Source organism: Microbacterium excoecariae (genome assembly GCF_011326725.1).
Taxonomy (GTDB): Bacteria; Actinomycetota; Actinomycetes; order Actinomycetales; family Microbacteriaceae; genus Microbacterium; species Microbacterium excoecariae.
In genome coordinates this window covers 1-13,155 of sequence record NZ_JAANCO010000002.1, presented here as the reverse complement: position 1 = coordinate 13,155, position 13,155 = coordinate 1, and the positions used below count along the sequence as shown (strand labels likewise).

The window sequence follows — 13,155 nt, the reverse complement described above, 5'->3', positions numbered from 1 at the left end:
CTTAGGCCGCGGCGCGGACGAGGCCGCGGGCCTCGAGCGCGGCGAACACGCGCGCCGTGATCTCGTCGAGGGACCCGACGCCGTCGATGCGGTCGACGATCCCGCGCTCGGCATACGTGTCGACGATCGGCGCGGTCTCGCTCTCGTAGATCGCCAGGCGGCGCGCGACGGCCTCCTCCGTGTCGTCCGTGCGGCCCTGCTCACTCGCGCGCTGCACGATGCGCGAGATCGACTCCTCGCGCGGGACGTCCAGGAGGATCACGGCGTCGAGCGCCTCGCCCCGCCCCGCGAGGAACTCGTCGAGGTGCGCGACCTGCGCACGGTTGCGGGGGTAGCCGTCGAGAAGGAACCCGCCCGCCGCGTCGTCCTGCGCGAGGCGATCGCGCACGATCTCGCTCGTGACCTCGTCCGGCACCAGGTCGCCGTTGTCGGTGATCGCCTGGACCTTCTTGCCGAGCTCCGTGCCGCCCGCGATGTTCGCGCGGAAGATGTCGCCCGTCGAGACGACGGGGATCCCGAAGGCCTCCGCGATGCGCACGCCCTGCGTGCCCTTGCCCGAACCCTGCGGGCCGACGATCAGGAGCCTGGTGGTCATCGGAGGAGCCCTTCGTAGTGGCGCTGCTGCAGCTGCGCGTCGATCTGCTTGACGGTCTCGAGCCCCACACCCACGATGATGAGGATCGACGCGCCGCCGAACGGGAAGTTCTGGTTGGCCTGCACCGTGGCCAGCGCGATGAGCGGGATGAGCGCGATGAGGCCGAGGTAGATCGACCCCGGGAACGTGATGCGCGTGAGCACGAAGTCGAGGTACTCCGCCGTCGGGCGCCCCGCGCGCACGCCGGGGATGAAGCCGCCGTACTTCTTCATGTTGTCCGCGACGTCGACCGGGTTGAAGGTGATGGCGACGTAGAAGTAGGTGAAGCCGACGATGAGAAGGAAGTACACCGCCATGTAGAGGGGGTGGTCGCCCGTCGTGAAGTACTGGCCGATCCACGTGACCCACTCGGGCGGAGCGGATCCGTCGGTCGGGGTGTTGAACTGGGCGATGAGCGCCGGAATGTACAGCAGCGACGACGCGAAGATCACGGGAACCACGCCCGCCATGTTCACCTTGATGGGGATGTACGTGTTCGTCCCGCCGTAGGTGCGGCGCCCGACCATACGCTTGGCGTACTGCACGGGGATCCGGCGCTGGGACTGCTCGACGAACACGACCAGCGCGACGATGACGATGCCGATCGCGAGCACGAGGAGGAAGATCTCGAAGCCGCGCGCGGCCCAGATCGCGCCGAGGGCGCCGGGGAAGGTCGCCGCGATCGACGTGAAGATGAGCAGCGACATCCCGTTGCCGATGCCACGCTCCGTGACGAGCTCAGCCATCCACATGACGAGGCCCGTACCGGCGGTCAGCGTGATGATGATCATCGCCTGGGTGAACCAGCTGGTGTTCGTCAGGAGGTTGTTGCACTCCGCGATGTCGGTCACGCCGAACAGCTGCCCCGAGCGCGCCACCGTCACGAGCGTCGTCGACTGCAGGAGCGCGAGCGCGATCGTCAGGTAGCGCGTGTACTGGGTGAGCTTCGCCTGGCCCGCCTGGCCCTCCTTGTGGAGCGTCTCGAAGTGCGGGATCACGACGCGCAGCAGCTGCGTGATGATGGTGGCCGTGATGTACGGCATGACGCCGAGCGCGAAGATCGACAGCTGCAGGAGCGCGCCGCCGGAGAAGAGGTTCACGAGGGAGAGCAGGCCGCCCGCGCCGGCCGTCTGGTCGAGACAGCTCTGCACGTTGGGGTAGCTGATGAACGGCGCCGGCACGTGCGCGCCGAACCGATAAATGGCGATGATGCCGAGCGTGAAGCCGATCTTCCGACGGAGGTCGGGTGTGCGGAAGATCCGCGCGATGGCGCTGAACAAGAAACTGCCTCCCAGAACGGACGGTGCGCGCGCGGAGAGCGCACACCAGCCACCAGACTAACGGAAAAGGGCCGGGAGCTTGTCGCTCCCGGCCCTACCGGTATGACGCACCAGGGGTGCGTTACTTGATCGAACCGCCCGCGGCCTCGATCTTGGCCTTCGCCGACGCCGACACCTTGTCGACCGCGACGTTCAGCGCGACGGCGATCTCGCCGTCGCCCAGAACCTTGACGAGCTGGTTCTTGCGCACGAGGCCCTTGTTCACGAGGTCGGCGACGGTGATGTCGCCACCCTCGGGGAAGACCTCAGCGAGCTTGTCCAGGTTCACGACCTGGTACTCGGTGCGGAACGGGTTCTTGAAGCCGCGCAGCTTCGGCGTACGCATGTGCAGCGGCATCTGGCCACCCTCGAAGCCCACGCGCACGGTGTTACGCGCCCGCGTGCCCTTCGTGCCACGACCGGCCGTCTTACCCTTCGAACCCTCACCGCGGCCCTTGCGGGTCTTCGCCGTGTTGGCCCCGGGGACGGGACGGAGGTGGTGAGCCTTGAGCACGCCGGGGCGCTCGTTGTTCTCAGCCATCAGTCGATCTCCTCAACCTTGACGAGGTGAGCGACCGCACGGACGTAGCCGCGGGTCTGCGCGTCATCGGGGCGAACCACCTGGTCGCCGATGCGCTTGAGACCGAGGCTGCGCAGCGTGTGACGCTGGTTCTGCTTCTCGCTCACCTTGGACTTGATCTGCGTAACCTTCAGACGCGCGGCCATCAGGCACCTACCTTCGCAGCAGCGGCGGCCTCGGCCTCCGCACGGACGAGACGGGCGGGCGCGACCTGGTCGAAGTCGAGGCCACGGCGCGCGGCGACCGCACGCGGCTCCTCGAGCTGCTTCAGGGCCGCGACCGTCGCGTGCACGATGTTGATCGTGTTCGACGAACCGAGCGACTTCGAGAGCACATCGTGAATACCGGCGCACTCGAGGACGGCGCGGACGGGACCACCGGCGATCACACCGGTACCGGCCGAGGCCGGACGCAGCATGACGACACCGGCAGCGGCCTCGCCCTGGACGGGGTGCGGGATCGACTGGCCCGAGCGCGGAACGCGGAAGAAGTTGCGCTTCGCCTCCTCGACGCCCTTCGAGATCGCGAGCGGAACCTCGCGCGCCTTGCCGTAGCCGACGCCCACGAGGCCGTTGCCGTCACCCACGACGACGAGCGCCGTGAAGCTGAAGCGACGACCACCCTTGACGACCTTCGACACGCGGTTGATCGTGACGACGCGCTCGAGGAACTGGCTGTCGTTGCCCCGACCGTTGTTACGGTCGTTGCCCCGACGGTCGCCGCGGCCACCCCGGCCGCCGCGGTCGTTGCCGCGACGCTCCTGGCGCTGCTCGGCCTGCGCCTGCTCGGGCGCAGCCTGACCGGCTTCGGTGGTCACTTCGGTCTCCTTGTTGTCACTCACAGGCTCAGCCCTCCTTCGCGGGCGCCCTCGGCGATCGCGGCGACGCGACCGGCGTAGCGGTTACCGCCGCGGTCGAACACGACGGCCTCGATGCCAGCGGCCTTCGCGCGCTCGGCGAGAAGCTCGCCGACCTTGCGGGCCTTAGCGGTCTTGTCGGACTCGGCCGAGCGCAGCTCGGTCTCGAGCGTCGACGCGGAGGCCAGCGTGTGACCCTGCGCGTCGTCGACGATCTGCACGAAGACGTGGCGGGCGGAGCGCGTCACGACGAGACGCGGACGCTCTGCGGTGCCCACGACCTTCTTGCGAAGGCGAGTGTGGCGGCGCGAACGCGCGGCGGACTTCGACTTCACAGCCATGATTACTTACCAGCCTTTCCGGCCTTGCGGCGGACCTGCTCGCCGGCGTAGCGCACACCCTTGCCCTTGTACGGCTCGGGCTTGCGGATCTTGCGGATGTTGGCGGCGCACTCGCCCACGGCCTGCTTGGAGATGCCGCTGACCGTGATCCTCGTGTTGCCCTCGACCGCGAAGGTGATGCCTGCGGGGGGCTCGATCACGACGGGGTGCGAGAAGCCGAGCGCGAGCTCGAGGTTCGAGCCCTTCTGCTGGACGCGGTAACCCGTGCCCACGATCTCGAGGGACTTCGAGTAGCCCTGCGTCACGCCGATGATGCTGTTGTTGATGAGCGTGCGGGTCAGGCCGTGCAGGGCACGCGACTCGCGCTCGTCGTCGGGACGGGTGACGAGAACCTGGTTCTCCTCGATCTTGGCCTGGATGGGCTCAGCGACCTCGAGGGCGAACTCGCCCTTGGGGCCCTTGACCGCAACCGACTGGCCGTCGATCTTCACTTCGACGCCGGCGGGAATGTCAATGGGAAGACGTCCAATACGCGACATTGTCGATCACCACACGTAGGCGAGAACTTCTCCGCCCACGCCCTTCTGCTCGGCCTGGCGGTCCGTCAGGAGGCCGCTGGAGGTGGACAGGATGGCAACGCCGAGGCCGCCGAGCACCTTGGGGAGCTCGTTCGACTTGGCGTAGACGCGCAGGCCGGGCTTCGACACGCGCTTGATGCCCGCGATCGAGCGCTCACGGTTGGCGCCGTACTTGAGGGTGAGCGTGAGGGTCTTGCCGACGCGAGCGTCCGACTCCTCCCAACCCGTGATGTAACCCTCCTGCTGGAGGATGTCCGCGATGTGCGTCTTGAGCTTGCTCGACGGCAGCGACACCTGGTCGTGGTGCGCCGAGTTCGCGTTGCGCAGACGGGTCAGCATGTCTGCGACCGGGTCTGTCATGGTCATATGAAATGTCCTTTGTTCATGAGGTTTCGGCTGCCGTTACACGACAGACGACCTTCCACGACGTGGATAGCCAATATTCGATTGTCCGCCAGGATGCCGGACCCGGCCAAACCGGATCCGGCATCCTCAGCGTTTTACCTGTTTCGGCGGGACCGAATCAGGAGTTCTTGACGAACGGGAAGCCGAAGTGCGTCAGCAGCGCCCGGCCCTCGTCGTCGGTCTTCGCGGTCGTGACGACCGTGATGTCGAAGCCGCGAACGCGGTCGATCTTGTCCTGGTTGATCTCGTGGAAGATCGACTGCTCCGTCACACCGAAGGTGTAGTTGCCGTTGCCGTCGAACTGCTTCGGCGACAGACCGCGGAAGTCGCGGATACGGGGCAGCGCCAGGGAGATCAGGCGGTCCAGGAACTCCCACGCGCGGTCGCCACGAAGCGTGACGTGCGCGCCGATCGCCTGGCCCTCGCGCAGCTTGAACTGCGCGATCGACTTCTTGGCCTTGGTCACGACGGGCTTCTGACCCGTGATGGCCGTCAGGTCGGCCACGGCGCCGTCGATCACCTTGCTGTCGCGAGCTGCCTCGCCGACACCGGTGTTCACGACGACCTTGACCAGGCCCGGGACCTGCATGACGTTCTCGTAGCCGAACTCATCCTGCAGCTTCTGGCGGATCTCCTTGCGGTAGACCTGCTTCAGGCGCGGCTGGATTTTGCCAGCCTGCGCGGCGGTGTCCGTGCTCATGTGCTAACCCTTACTTTCCCTTGGGGTCGGGGATGTCCGTGCCCGAACCCTTGGCGACGCGAACGCGCACGGTCTTCTTGACGCCGTCCTTGACCTGCTCCTCCACGCGGTATCCCACGCGGGTCGGCTTCTTGGTCTCGGGGTCGACGATCGCGACGTTCGACACGTGGATCGGAGCCTCGAAGGTCTCGATGCCACCCGTCTTGGTGCCGCGCTGCGTCTGACCGACGCGGTTGTGCTTGGTGATGTAGTTGACGCCCTCGACGATGACGCGGTTCCCGAGAACCTCGAGCACCGTGCCCTGCTTGCCGCGGTCGCCGCCGCGCTCCTGCGTGGCGCCGGTGATCACCTGGACGAGGTCGCCCTTCTTGATCTTGGCCATGGCTTACAGCACCTCCGGGGCGAGCGAGACGATCTTCATGAACTTGCGGTCACGAAGCTCACGACCGACCGGGCCGAAGATACGGGTGCCGCGGGGCTCCCCGTCGTTCTTCAGGATCACGGCGGCGTTCTCGTCGAACTTGATGTACGAGCCGTCAGCGCGGCGCGTCTGCTTCACGGTGCGGACGACGACCGCCTTGACGACGTCGCCCTTCTTCACGTTGCCGCCGGGGATCGCGTCCTTGACGGTGGCGACGATGGTGTCACCCACGCCCGCGTAGCGGCGGTTCGACCCACCGAGCACGCGAATCGTGAGCAGCTCCTTCGCGCCGGTGTTGTCGGCGACCTTGAGGCGAGATTCGTTCTGAATCACTGGTTACTCCTTCAAGCGAGCCCGAGGGCTTACTTGGCCTTTTCGACGATCTCGACCAGGCGCCAGCGCTTGGAGGCGCTCAGCGGACGGGTCTCGTTGATCACGACGAGGTCGCCGATGCCGGCGGTGTTCTGCTCGTCGTGCGCCTTGAGCTTCTTCGTGCGACGGATGACCTTGCCGTAGAGGGGGTGCTTTACGCGGTCCTCGACCTCGACGACGATCGTCTTGTCCATCTTGTCGCTCACGACATAGCCGCGAGCGGACTTGCGGTAACCGCGCTCGACGGCGGTCTCCTCAGCCTTCTTGTCGGTGGCCATCACTCAGCCTCTCCCTCGGCGGGAGCCGACTCGTCGGCGCCCTTCGCCTTGCTCTTCTTGGCCTTCTTCGGGGCCGCGGGCTCCGGCGTGGCGCGGATCCCGAGCTCGCGCTCGCGGATCACGGTGTAGAGACGCGCAATGTCGCGCTTCACGGCGCGGATGCGACCGTGGCTCTCCAGCTGGCCGGTGGCCGACTGGAAGCGCAGGTTGAACAGCTCTTCCTTGGCCTTACGCAGCTCCTCGACGAGGCGCTGGTCTTCGAACGTGTCGAGCTCGGTCGTGGCGAGCTCCTTGGTGCCGATCGCCATTACGCGTCGCCCTCCTCGCGCTTGATGATGCGTGCCTTGAGCGGCAGCTTGTGCATTGCCCGGGTGAGCGCGCCCTTGGCGAGCTCCTCGCTGACGCCCGCGACCTCGAAGAGGACACGGCCCGGCTTGACGTTAGAGACCCACCACTCCGGCGAACCCTTACCCGAACCCATGCGGACTTCGGCGGGCTTCTTCGTGAGCGGACGGTCGGGGTAGACGTTGATCCACACCTTGCCGCCACGCTTGATGTGACGCGTCATCGCGATACGAGCTGCCTCGATCTGACGGTTCGTCACGTAAGCGGGGGTCAGGGCCTGGATGCCGTACTCGCCGAACGACACCTTGGTGCCGCCCGTCGCCTGGCCGCTGCGCTTGGGGTGGTGCTGCTTGCGGTACTTGACCTTGCGGGGGATCAGCATTACGCCGTTGCTCCTTCCGGGGCCTTCTTCTCGGCGGCGTCGTTACGACGCGGCCCACGACGGCCACCACGGTCGCGCGCCGGCTTCTTCGAAGCCTCCTCGCGAGCGAGTTCCTTGTTCGTGAGGTCGCCCTTGTAGACCCAGACCTTCACGCCGATACGACCGAAGGTGGTCTTCGCCTCGTAGAAGCCGTAGTCGATGTTCGCGCGCAGCGTGTGCAGCGGCACACGACCCTCGCGGTAGAACTCCGTGCGGCTCATCTCGGCGCCGCCGAGGCGGCCCGAGACCTGAATCCGAACGCCCTTGGCGCCGGCGCGCATGGCGCCCTGCAGCCCCTTGCGCATCGCGCGGCGGAACGCCACGCGCGCAGCGAGCTGCTCGGCGACGCCCTGGGCGACGAGCTGAGCGTCAGCCTCGGGGTTCTTGACCTCGAGGATGTTCAGCTGGATCTGCTTGCTCGTGAGCTTCTCGAGCTCCGTGCGGATCCGCTCGGCCTCCGCGCCGCGGCGACCGATGACGATGCCGGGACGGGCGGTGTGGATGTCGACACGAACGCGGTCACGCGTGCGCTCGAGGTCGATACGGCTCACACCGGCACGGTCGAGGTTCTTCTGCAGAAGCTGACGGATCTTGATGTCCTCAGCAACGTAGTCGGCGTACCGCTGGCCCGGCTTCGTCGAGTCAGCGAACCAACGGGACGTGTGGTCCGTCGTGATGCCGAGGCGGAAGCCGTAAGGGTTGATCTTCTGTCCCATTACTTGCTCGCCTTCTGCTTGCTGCCCTGGGCCGCATCGGCGACCTCGGGCGTCGAGAGCACGACCGTGATGTGGCTCGTGCGCTTCTTGATCTGGTCGGCGCGACCCTGGGCACGGGGGCGGAAACGCTTGAGCGTCGTTCCCTCGTCCACAAAGGCGTTCTTGACGAACAGATCCTGCTCGTTGAGGTACTCGCCGGCGGCGTCGGCCTTCACCTGTGCGTTGGCCTTGGCCGACTCCACGAGCTTGTACACGGGCTCCGAAGCGCCCTGTGCGGCGAACTTCAGGATCGCGAGGGCCTCATCGGCCTGCTTGCCCTTGATGAGCGCGACGACACGACGAGCCTTCTGAGGGGTCACGCGGATGTGTCGCACGCGTGCGATGGACTCCACCATTTCTCTCTCCTCCTCGAGTCGCCGCGTCAGCGGCGACGGCCCTTCTTGTCATCCTTCACGTGACCGCGGAAGGTACGGGTGGGCGCGAACTCGCCCAGCTTGTGGCCGACCATCGACTCGGACACGAACACAGGGATGTGCTTGCGACCGTCGTGGACAGCGATCGTGTGGCCGAGCATGGCCGGGACGATCATGGAGCGGCGCGACCAGGTCTTGATCACGTTCTTCGACCCCGCCTCGTTCTGCGAGACAACCTTGCGAAGCAGGTGCTCGTCGACGAAGGGGCCCTTCTTCAGACTGCGTGGCATCTTCCCAAACTCCTACTTACGCTTCTTGCCCGCGGTGCGACGACGCACGATGTACTTGTCGCTTTCCTTGTTGGCGTGGCGGGTACGACCCTCCGGCTGACCCCACGGGGTCACGGGGTTACGACCACCAGAGGTGCGACCCTCACCACCACCGTGGGGGTGGTCGACCGGGTTCATGACGACACCACGGACGGTCGGGCGGACGCCCTTCCACCGCATGCGGCCGGCCTTACCCCAGTTGATGTTCGACTGCTCGGCGTTGCCGACCTCGCCGATCGTCGCGCGGCAGCGCGCGTCGACGTTGCGGACCTCGCCCGACGGCAGGCGGAGCTGCGCGTAGGGGCCGTCCTTGGCGACGAGACGCACCGAGGCGCCGGCCGAACGCGCGATCTTCGCGCCGCCACCGGGGCGGAGCTCGATGTTGTGGATGACCGTACCCGTGGGGATGTTGCGCAGCGGGAGGTTGTTGCCGGGCTTGATGTCCGCGCCGGGACCCGACTCGACGATGTCGCCCTGCTTCAGCTTCGCCGGAGCGAGGATGTAGCGCTTGGTGCCATCGAAGAAGTGCAGCAGCGCGATGCGCGCCGTGCGGTTCGGGTCGTACTCGATGTGAGCGACCTTCGCGTCGATGCCGTCCTTGTCGGCGCGACGGAAGTCGATCACGCGGTACTGGCGCTTGTGGCCACCGCCGATGTGACGCGTCGTGATGCGGCCCTGGTTGTTGCGGCCACCCGTCTTGGAGAGCGGGCGAAGCAGCGACTTCTCGGGCGTCGAGCGCGTGATCTCGGCGAAGTCGGCCACCGACGAGCCGCGGCGACCGGGAGTCGTGGGCTTGTAGTTGCGAATAGCCATATTCGTTCCTCTAATCCTTCCCAGCTATCAGGCGACAGCCGTGAAGATGTCGATGGTGCCCGACTTCAGCGTCACGATGGCGCGCTTGGTGTCCTTGCGCTTGCCGGTGCCGAAGCGGGTACGGCGGGACTTGCCCTGACGGTTCAGGGTGTTCACCGAGGCGACCTTCACACCGAAGATCTTCTCGATCGCGAGCTTGATCTCGGTCTTGTTCGCGCGGGGGTCCACGATGAACGTGTACTTGCCCTCGTCGATCAGGCCGTAGCTCTTCTCCGAGACCACGGGCGCGAAGATGATCTCGCGCGGGTCCTTGTTGATCGCGGTCATGCCGAGACCTCCTTGGCGCCGGCCTTCATCGCGATGAACGCGTCGATGGCGGCCTGGGTGAAGACAACGTCGTCGCTCGTGACGACGTCGTACGCGTTGAGCTGGTCAGCGGCGATCACGTGGACGTTCGCGAGGTTGCGAACGCTCAGGAAGCCGACCTCGTCGTCACGGTCGAGCACGATGAGCGTGTTCTTCTGCGACGTGAACGTGGCGAGGAAGCCCGCCGCGGCCTTGGTCGACGGCGCCTCGGCGCCGAACGACTCGACCACGTGGATGCGCTCACCGCGAAGGCGGTCGCTGAGCACGCCCGCGAGGGCGGCGGCGATCATCTTCTTGGGGGTGCGCTGCGAGTAGTCGCGCGGCTTCGGGCCGTGGACGATGCCACCACCGCGGTGCTCGGGCTGGCGGATCGAGCCCTGGCGCGAGCGGCCGGTGCCCTTCTGCTTGAACGGCTTGGCGCCGGTACCCGAGACCTCACCGCGACGCTTGGTCGAGTGCGTGCCCTGGCGAGCCGCCGCGAGCTGCGCGACGACGACCTGGTGGATCAGCGGAACGTTCGTCTTGACGTCGAACACCTGAGCGGGAAGCTCGACCGTGCCGGTCTTCTTGCCGTCGGTGCCGAGAACGTCGAGAGCGAGAGTCGAGTCAGCCATGTGCCTCAGGCCCCCTTCACTGCGTTGCGGACGTACACGACGCGGCCGCGCGCACCGGGGACCGCGCCCTTGACGAGCATCAGGCCCTTCTCGGCGTCGACGGCGTGCACCGTGAGGTTGAGAACGGTCACGCGCTCGCCGCCCATGCGGCCGGCCATGCGCGTGCCCTTGAAGACGCGGCTCGGCGTCGCCGAGGCGCCGATCGAACCGGGCTTGCGGTGGTTGCGGTGGGCACCGTGCGAGGCGCCAACGCCGGAGAAGTTGTGACGCTTCATCGTTCCGGCGAAGCCCTTGCCCTTGCTCGTGCCGACGACGTCGACGAGCTGGCCCGCCTCGAACGTCTGGTCGACCGTGATCTCCTGGCCGGCCTCGTAGTTCGCGGCGTCGGCGGTGCGGATCTCGGTGACCTGACGACGGGGCGTCACGCCCGCGGCGGCGAAGTGGCCGGTGAGGGGCTGCGTGACCTTGCGCGGGTCGACCTCGCCCGCCGCGATCTGCACGGCGTTGTAGCCGTCCTTCTCGGGCGTGCGGACCTGCGTCACCACGTTGGGAGCGAGCTCGATCACCGTGACGGGGATCAGCTTGCCGCTCTCGTTCCAGACCTGGGTCATGCCGACCTTCTTGCCGAGCATGCCCTTCGAAATCTTGTTGTTGATGTCAGCCACGTCGCACCTCAGAGCTTGATCTCGATGTTGACGTCGGCCGGAAGGTCCAGGCGCATGAGCGAGTCAACCGCCTTGGGGGTCGGGTCAACGATGTCGATGAGGCGCTTGTGGGTGCGCTTCTCGAAGTGCTCGCGGCTGTCCTTGTACTTGTGGGGCGAACGGATGACCGCCACGACGTTCTTCTCCGTCGGGAGGGGCACCGGGCCCACGACCTGCGCGCCCGCGCGGGTCACGGTGTCGACGATCTTGCGCGCCGACGTGTCGATGACCTCGTGGTCATACGACTTCAGGCGAATGCGGATCTTCTGTCCCGCCATTTGTCTGCTCACTCTCTTTTCGCGTCGTACCTCTCGGGCATTGGACGCACGTACCCTCCGGACACCCTTCGGGTCGGCACCTTCTCGACTCCCGCGCGGATCCGAACCGGATCCGCCCGCAGCGATGCGCCTTGTTCACATGTCAGGCCCACAGGCGCGCGGCGAACCGCGCGATGCAGGTGTGTGAGGTGTTCCTCTGCCCGCGGCCCAGGTCCGAGACGCCGTGGGCGCCGCCTGTGCACTGCCGATGCAGTGATTCGGGCCGCGTGCGCGAGCGCAGGGCGCCGAAATGTGGAACTGGTCTATTCTGCCAGGCGTCGACCCCGACGCGCAACCCGGGCGTGTCGCGCCGCAAGCCCCGGAATCACGCGGATCCGCGGGGTCCGCCAGAAACCTCACAGCAAGCTCCGGGCGGGAACGTCGCCGGGGCGCCCGGACGCCTATTCTGGCAGGTGCGCGTGCGGACGCCGGGCGGAGAGGACACACGATGCAGCGGATCCTGGTCACCGGCGGCGCGGGCTTCCTCGGCGCCAGCTTCGTGCGCCATCTGATGGCCGAGACGGATGCGGTCGTCACCGTCCTGGACGCGCTCACCTACGCCGCCTCGCCCGAGGCCCTGGCGGGCCTGCCGCCCGAGCGCGTCTCGCTCGTCGTCGGCGACGTCGCCGACCCGGCCACGGTGGATCCGCTCGTCGCCGCCGCCGACGCGGTCGTGCATTACGCGGCCGAGTCGCACAACGACAACGCGCTCGACGACCCCCGCCCGTTCCTCGACTCCAACGTCGTCGGCACGTTCACCCTGCTCGAGGCGATACGCCGCCACGACACCCGCCTGCACCACGTGTCCACCGACGAGGTCTACGGCGACCTGCCCCTCGAGGGCACCGAGCGCTTCACGCCGTCGTCGCCCTACCGCCCGTCCTCGCCGTACTCGGCGACGAAGGCGGCCAGCGACCTGCTCGTGCGCGCCTGGGTGCGCTCGTACGGCGTCCGCGCCACGATCTCGAACTGCTCGAACAGCTACGGGCCCTACCAGCACGTCGAGAAGCTCATCCCCCGCCAGATCACGAACGTGCTGTGCGGAGAGCGGCCCCGCGTGTACGGATCCGGCGCGCATGTGCGCGACTGGATCCACGCCGACGATCACTCCTCGGCGGTGCGCGCGATCCTCGAGCGCGGACGGGTCGGCGAGACCTACCTCATCGGGGCCGACGGCGAGCGGTCCAACCGCGCGGTCGTCGAGGCGATCCTCGAGCTCATGGGTCAGCCCCGCGACGCGTATGACCACGTGCCCGACCGCCCGGGCCACGACCTGCGCTACGCGATCGACGCGACACGCCTCCGAACCGAGCTCGGGTGGGCGCCGCGGCACACGTCGTTCGAGGACGGCCTCGCCGAGACGATCCGGTGGTACCGCGACCACGAGGGGTGGTGGCGGGACGCGAAGCTCGCCGCCGAGGAGCGATACGCCCGCCAAGGGCGCTGACACGGCGACGCGGCTGGCGCCCCCTGGGGGCGCCAGCCGCGTCGATTCCCACCGGTTACTCGGCGTTGTTGATGGTGCAGGCCGCGACCGTCGCGTTCGTGGCCTCGTCGATCAACACGAACGACCCCGTCTCACGATTCTTCGCATACGGGTCCACGACCAACGGCGTCGTCATCCGCAACGTCA

At 67.2% G+C, this 13,155-nt stretch carries 24 protein-coding genes; 1 reads left to right on the top strand and 23 read right to left on the bottom strand.

Annotated features, from left to right (window positions below; translation table 11 throughout):
- Position 1: 1 nt before the first annotated feature.
- From G8E01_RS11245 to rpsJ, 22 genes are all read right to left on the bottom strand, one after another.
- The gene (locus G8E01_RS11245) at positions 2 to 595 is read right to left on the bottom strand and encodes an adenylate kinase (RefSeq protein WP_166319906.1); all 594 of its coding nucleotides are present in this window, start codon (positions 593 to 595) and stop codon (positions 2 to 4) included.
- Positions 592 to 1,914, bottom strand: coding sequence for a preprotein translocase subunit SecY (gene secY / locus G8E01_RS11240; RefSeq protein WP_166319904.1), 1,323 nt, complete (start codon positions 1,912 to 1,914; stop codon positions 592 to 594). The genes G8E01_RS11245 and secY overlap by 4 nt, the downstream gene beginning before the upstream one ends.
- A gap of 121 nt (positions 1,915 to 2,035) precedes the next feature.
- The gene (gene rplO, locus G8E01_RS11235) at positions 2,036 to 2,497 is read right to left on the bottom strand and encodes a 50S ribosomal protein L15 (protein ID WP_420826128.1); all 462 of its coding nucleotides are present in this window, start codon (positions 2,495 to 2,497) and stop codon (positions 2,036 to 2,038) included.
- Positions 2,494 to 2,679 (bottom strand): 50S ribosomal protein L30, encoded by a 186-nt coding sequence (gene rpmD, locus G8E01_RS11230; protein ID WP_155048162.1) that lies wholly within the window; start codon positions 2,677 to 2,679, stop codon positions 2,494 to 2,496. The genes rplO and rpmD overlap by 4 nt, the downstream gene beginning before the upstream one ends.
- Positions 2,679 to 3,374, bottom strand: coding sequence for a 30S ribosomal protein S5 (gene rpsE / locus G8E01_RS11225; RefSeq protein WP_338100813.1), 696 nt, complete (start codon positions 3,372 to 3,374; stop codon positions 2,679 to 2,681). Before rpsE ends, rpmD begins: the two co-directional genes overlap by 1 nt.
- Positions 3,371 to 3,730, bottom strand: a complete 360-nt coding sequence (rplR, locus tag G8E01_RS11220) for a 50S ribosomal protein L18 (protein ID WP_155048163.1) — start codon at positions 3,728 to 3,730, stop codon at positions 3,371 to 3,373. Before rplR ends, rpsE begins: the two co-directional genes overlap by 4 nt.
- 2 nt (positions 3,731 to 3,732) lie before the next feature.
- Positions 3,733 to 4,269 (bottom strand): 50S ribosomal protein L6, encoded by a 537-nt coding sequence (gene rplF / locus G8E01_RS11215; protein WP_166319898.1) that lies wholly within the window; start codon positions 4,267 to 4,269, stop codon positions 3,733 to 3,735.
- Between the two features lie 6 nt (positions 4,270 to 4,275).
- Entirely contained in the window at positions 4,276 to 4,674 is a 399-nt protein-coding gene (gene rpsH, locus G8E01_RS11210) for a 30S ribosomal protein S8 (RefSeq protein WP_155048165.1), read from the bottom strand.
- Between the two features lie 157 nt (positions 4,675 to 4,831).
- Positions 4,832 to 5,413: a 50S ribosomal protein L5 gene (rplE, locus tag G8E01_RS11205; RefSeq protein ID WP_155048166.1), complete on the bottom strand. Its 582-nt coding sequence runs from the start codon at positions 5,411 to 5,413 to the stop codon at positions 4,832 to 4,834.
- 10 nt (positions 5,414 to 5,423) lie between these two features.
- Entirely contained in the window at positions 5,424 to 5,795 is a 372-nt protein-coding gene (rplX, locus tag G8E01_RS11200; RefSeq protein WP_155048167.1) for a 50S ribosomal protein L24, read from the bottom strand.
- A 3-nt stretch (positions 5,796 to 5,798) separates the two neighbouring features.
- Positions 5,799 to 6,167, bottom strand: a complete 369-nt coding sequence (gene rplN, locus G8E01_RS11195) for a 50S ribosomal protein L14 (protein WP_166319896.1) — start codon at positions 6,165 to 6,167, stop codon at positions 5,799 to 5,801.
- 29 nt (positions 6,168 to 6,196) lie between these two features.
- Positions 6,197 to 6,484: a 30S ribosomal protein S17 gene (rpsQ, locus tag G8E01_RS11190; protein ID WP_155048168.1), complete on the bottom strand. Its 288-nt coding sequence runs from the start codon at positions 6,482 to 6,484 to the stop codon at positions 6,197 to 6,199.
- Complete coding sequence (rpmC, locus tag G8E01_RS12990) at positions 6,484 to 6,792, bottom strand: 50S ribosomal protein L29 (RefSeq protein ID WP_155048169.1); 309 nt, start codon at positions 6,790 to 6,792, stop codon at positions 6,484 to 6,486. Before rpmC ends, rpsQ begins: the two co-directional genes overlap by 1 nt.
- Entirely contained in the window at positions 6,792 to 7,211 is a 420-nt protein-coding gene (gene rplP / locus G8E01_RS11180; RefSeq protein ID WP_155048170.1) for a 50S ribosomal protein L16, read from the bottom strand. Before rplP ends, rpmC begins: the two co-directional genes overlap by 1 nt.
- The gene (gene rpsC / locus G8E01_RS11175) at positions 7,211 to 7,966 is read right to left on the bottom strand and encodes a 30S ribosomal protein S3 (protein WP_166319894.1); all 756 of its coding nucleotides are present in this window, start codon (positions 7,964 to 7,966) and stop codon (positions 7,211 to 7,213) included. The genes rplP and rpsC overlap by 1 nt, the downstream gene beginning before the upstream one ends.
- On the bottom strand, positions 7,966 to 8,361 hold the full coding sequence (gene rplV, locus G8E01_RS11170) for a 50S ribosomal protein L22 (RefSeq protein ID WP_155048172.1): 396 nt from the start codon (positions 8,359 to 8,361) through the stop codon (positions 7,966 to 7,968). The genes rpsC and rplV overlap by 1 nt, the downstream gene beginning before the upstream one ends.
- A 26-nt stretch (positions 8,362 to 8,387) precedes the next feature.
- Complete coding sequence (rpsS, locus tag G8E01_RS11165) at positions 8,388 to 8,669, bottom strand: 30S ribosomal protein S19 (protein WP_166319892.1); 282 nt, start codon at positions 8,667 to 8,669, stop codon at positions 8,388 to 8,390.
- Between the two features lie 12 nt (positions 8,670 to 8,681).
- Positions 8,682 to 9,521 carry a 50S ribosomal protein L2 gene (gene rplB / locus G8E01_RS11160; RefSeq protein ID WP_166319890.1) on the bottom strand — a complete coding sequence of 280 codons (840 nt, stop codon included), beginning with the start codon at positions 9,519 to 9,521 and terminating at the stop codon, positions 8,682 to 8,684.
- 27 nt (positions 9,522 to 9,548) lie between these two features.
- Complete coding sequence (gene rplW, locus G8E01_RS11155; RefSeq protein WP_155048174.1) at positions 9,549 to 9,848, bottom strand: 50S ribosomal protein L23; 300 nt, start codon at positions 9,846 to 9,848, stop codon at positions 9,549 to 9,551.
- Positions 9,845 to 10,501: a 50S ribosomal protein L4 gene (gene rplD / locus G8E01_RS11150; protein ID WP_155048175.1), complete on the bottom strand. Its 657-nt coding sequence runs from the start codon at positions 10,499 to 10,501 to the stop codon at positions 9,845 to 9,847. Before rplD ends, rplW begins: the two co-directional genes overlap by 4 nt.
- 5 nt (positions 10,502 to 10,506) lie before the next feature.
- Positions 10,507 to 11,166: a 50S ribosomal protein L3 gene (gene rplC, locus G8E01_RS11145; RefSeq protein WP_166319888.1), complete on the bottom strand. Its 660-nt coding sequence runs from the start codon at positions 11,164 to 11,166 to the stop codon at positions 10,507 to 10,509.
- An 8-nt stretch (positions 11,167 to 11,174) separates the two neighbouring features.
- The gene (gene rpsJ, locus G8E01_RS11140) at positions 11,175 to 11,483 is read right to left on the bottom strand and encodes a 30S ribosomal protein S10 (protein ID WP_110589670.1); all 309 of its coding nucleotides are present in this window, start codon (positions 11,481 to 11,483) and stop codon (positions 11,175 to 11,177) included.
- A 487-nt stretch (positions 11,484 to 11,970) separates the two neighbouring features.
- Here rpsJ and rfbB point away from each other — a divergent pair, with 487 nt between their 5' ends.
- Positions 11,971 to 12,969 (top strand): dTDP-glucose 4,6-dehydratase, encoded by a 999-nt coding sequence (rfbB, locus tag G8E01_RS11135; RefSeq protein ID WP_166319886.1) that lies wholly within the window; start codon positions 11,971 to 11,973, stop codon positions 12,967 to 12,969.
- 55 nt (positions 12,970 to 13,024) lie between these two features.
- Here the strand turns inward: rfbB and G8E01_RS13130 are convergent, their stop codons facing one another.
- Positions 13,025 to 13,144, bottom strand: coding sequence for an elongation factor 1-alpha C-terminal domain-related protein (locus G8E01_RS13130; RefSeq protein WP_420826127.1), 120 nt, complete (start codon positions 13,142 to 13,144; stop codon positions 13,025 to 13,027).
- Positions 13,145 to 13,155 lie beyond the last annotated feature (11 nt).

Coding starts and splice junctions, on each gene's coding strand:
- G8E01_RS11245 (WP_166319906.1), bottom strand. CDS start 595: ATGACCACCAGGCTCCTGATCGTCGGCCCGCAGGGTTCGGGCAAGGGC.
- rpmD (WP_155048162.1), bottom strand. CDS start 2,679: ATGGCCGCGCGTCTGAAGGTTACGCAGATCAAGTCCAAGGTGAGCGAG.
- rplX (WP_155048167.1), bottom strand. CDS start 5,795: ATGGCCAAGATCAAGAAGGGCGACCTCGTCCAGGTGATCACCGGCGCC.
- rpsS (WP_166319892.1), bottom strand. CDS start 8,669: ATGCCACGCAGTCTGAAGAAGGGCCCCTTCGTCGACGAGCACCTGCTT.
- rpmC (WP_155048169.1), bottom strand. CDS start 6,792: ATGGCGATCGGCACCAAGGAGCTCGCCACGACCGAGCTCGACACGTTC.
- rpsH (WP_155048165.1), bottom strand. CDS start 4,674: ATGACCATGACAGACCCGGTCGCAGACATGCTGACCCGTCTGCGCAAC.
- rpsQ (WP_155048168.1), bottom strand. CDS start 6,484: ATGGCCACCGACAAGAAGGCTGAGGAGACCGCCGTCGAGCGCGGTTAC.
- rplF (WP_166319898.1), bottom strand. CDS start 4,269: ATGTCGCGTATTGGACGTCTTCCCATTGACATTCCCGCCGGCGTCGAA.
- rplR (WP_155048163.1), bottom strand. CDS start 3,730: ATGGCTGTGAAGTCGAAGTCCGCCGCGCGTTCGCGCCGCCACACTCGC.
- rplB (WP_166319890.1), bottom strand. CDS start 9,521: ATGGCTATTCGCAACTACAAGCCCACGACTCCCGGTCGCCGCGGCTCG.
- rplP (WP_155048170.1), bottom strand. CDS start 7,211: ATGCTGATCCCCCGCAAGGTCAAGTACCGCAAGCAGCACCACCCCAAG.
- rplW (WP_155048174.1), bottom strand. CDS start 9,848: ATGACCGCGATCAACAAGGACCCGCGCGAGATCATCTTCGCGCCCGTG.
- rplD (WP_155048175.1), bottom strand. CDS start 10,501: ATGGCTGACTCGACTCTCGCTCTCGACGTTCTCGGCACCGACGGCAAG.
- rpsJ (WP_110589670.1), bottom strand. CDS start 11,483: ATGGCGGGACAGAAGATCCGCATTCGCCTGAAGTCGTATGACCACGAG.
- G8E01_RS13130 (WP_420826127.1), bottom strand. CDS start 13,144: ATGACGACGCCGTTGGTCGTGGACCCGTATGCGAAGAATCGTGAGACG.
- rplV (WP_155048172.1), bottom strand. CDS start 8,361: ATGGTGGAGTCCATCGCACGCGTGCGACACATCCGCGTGACCCCTCAG.
- rplE (WP_155048166.1), bottom strand. CDS start 5,413: ATGAGCACGGACACCGCCGCGCAGGCTGGCAAAATCCAGCCGCGCCTG.
- rpsC (WP_166319894.1), bottom strand. CDS start 7,966: ATGGGACAGAAGATCAACCCTTACGGCTTCCGCCTCGGCATCACGACG.
- rfbB (WP_166319886.1), top strand. CDS start 11,971: ATGCAGCGGATCCTGGTCACCGGCGGCGCGGGCTTCCTCGGCGCCAGC.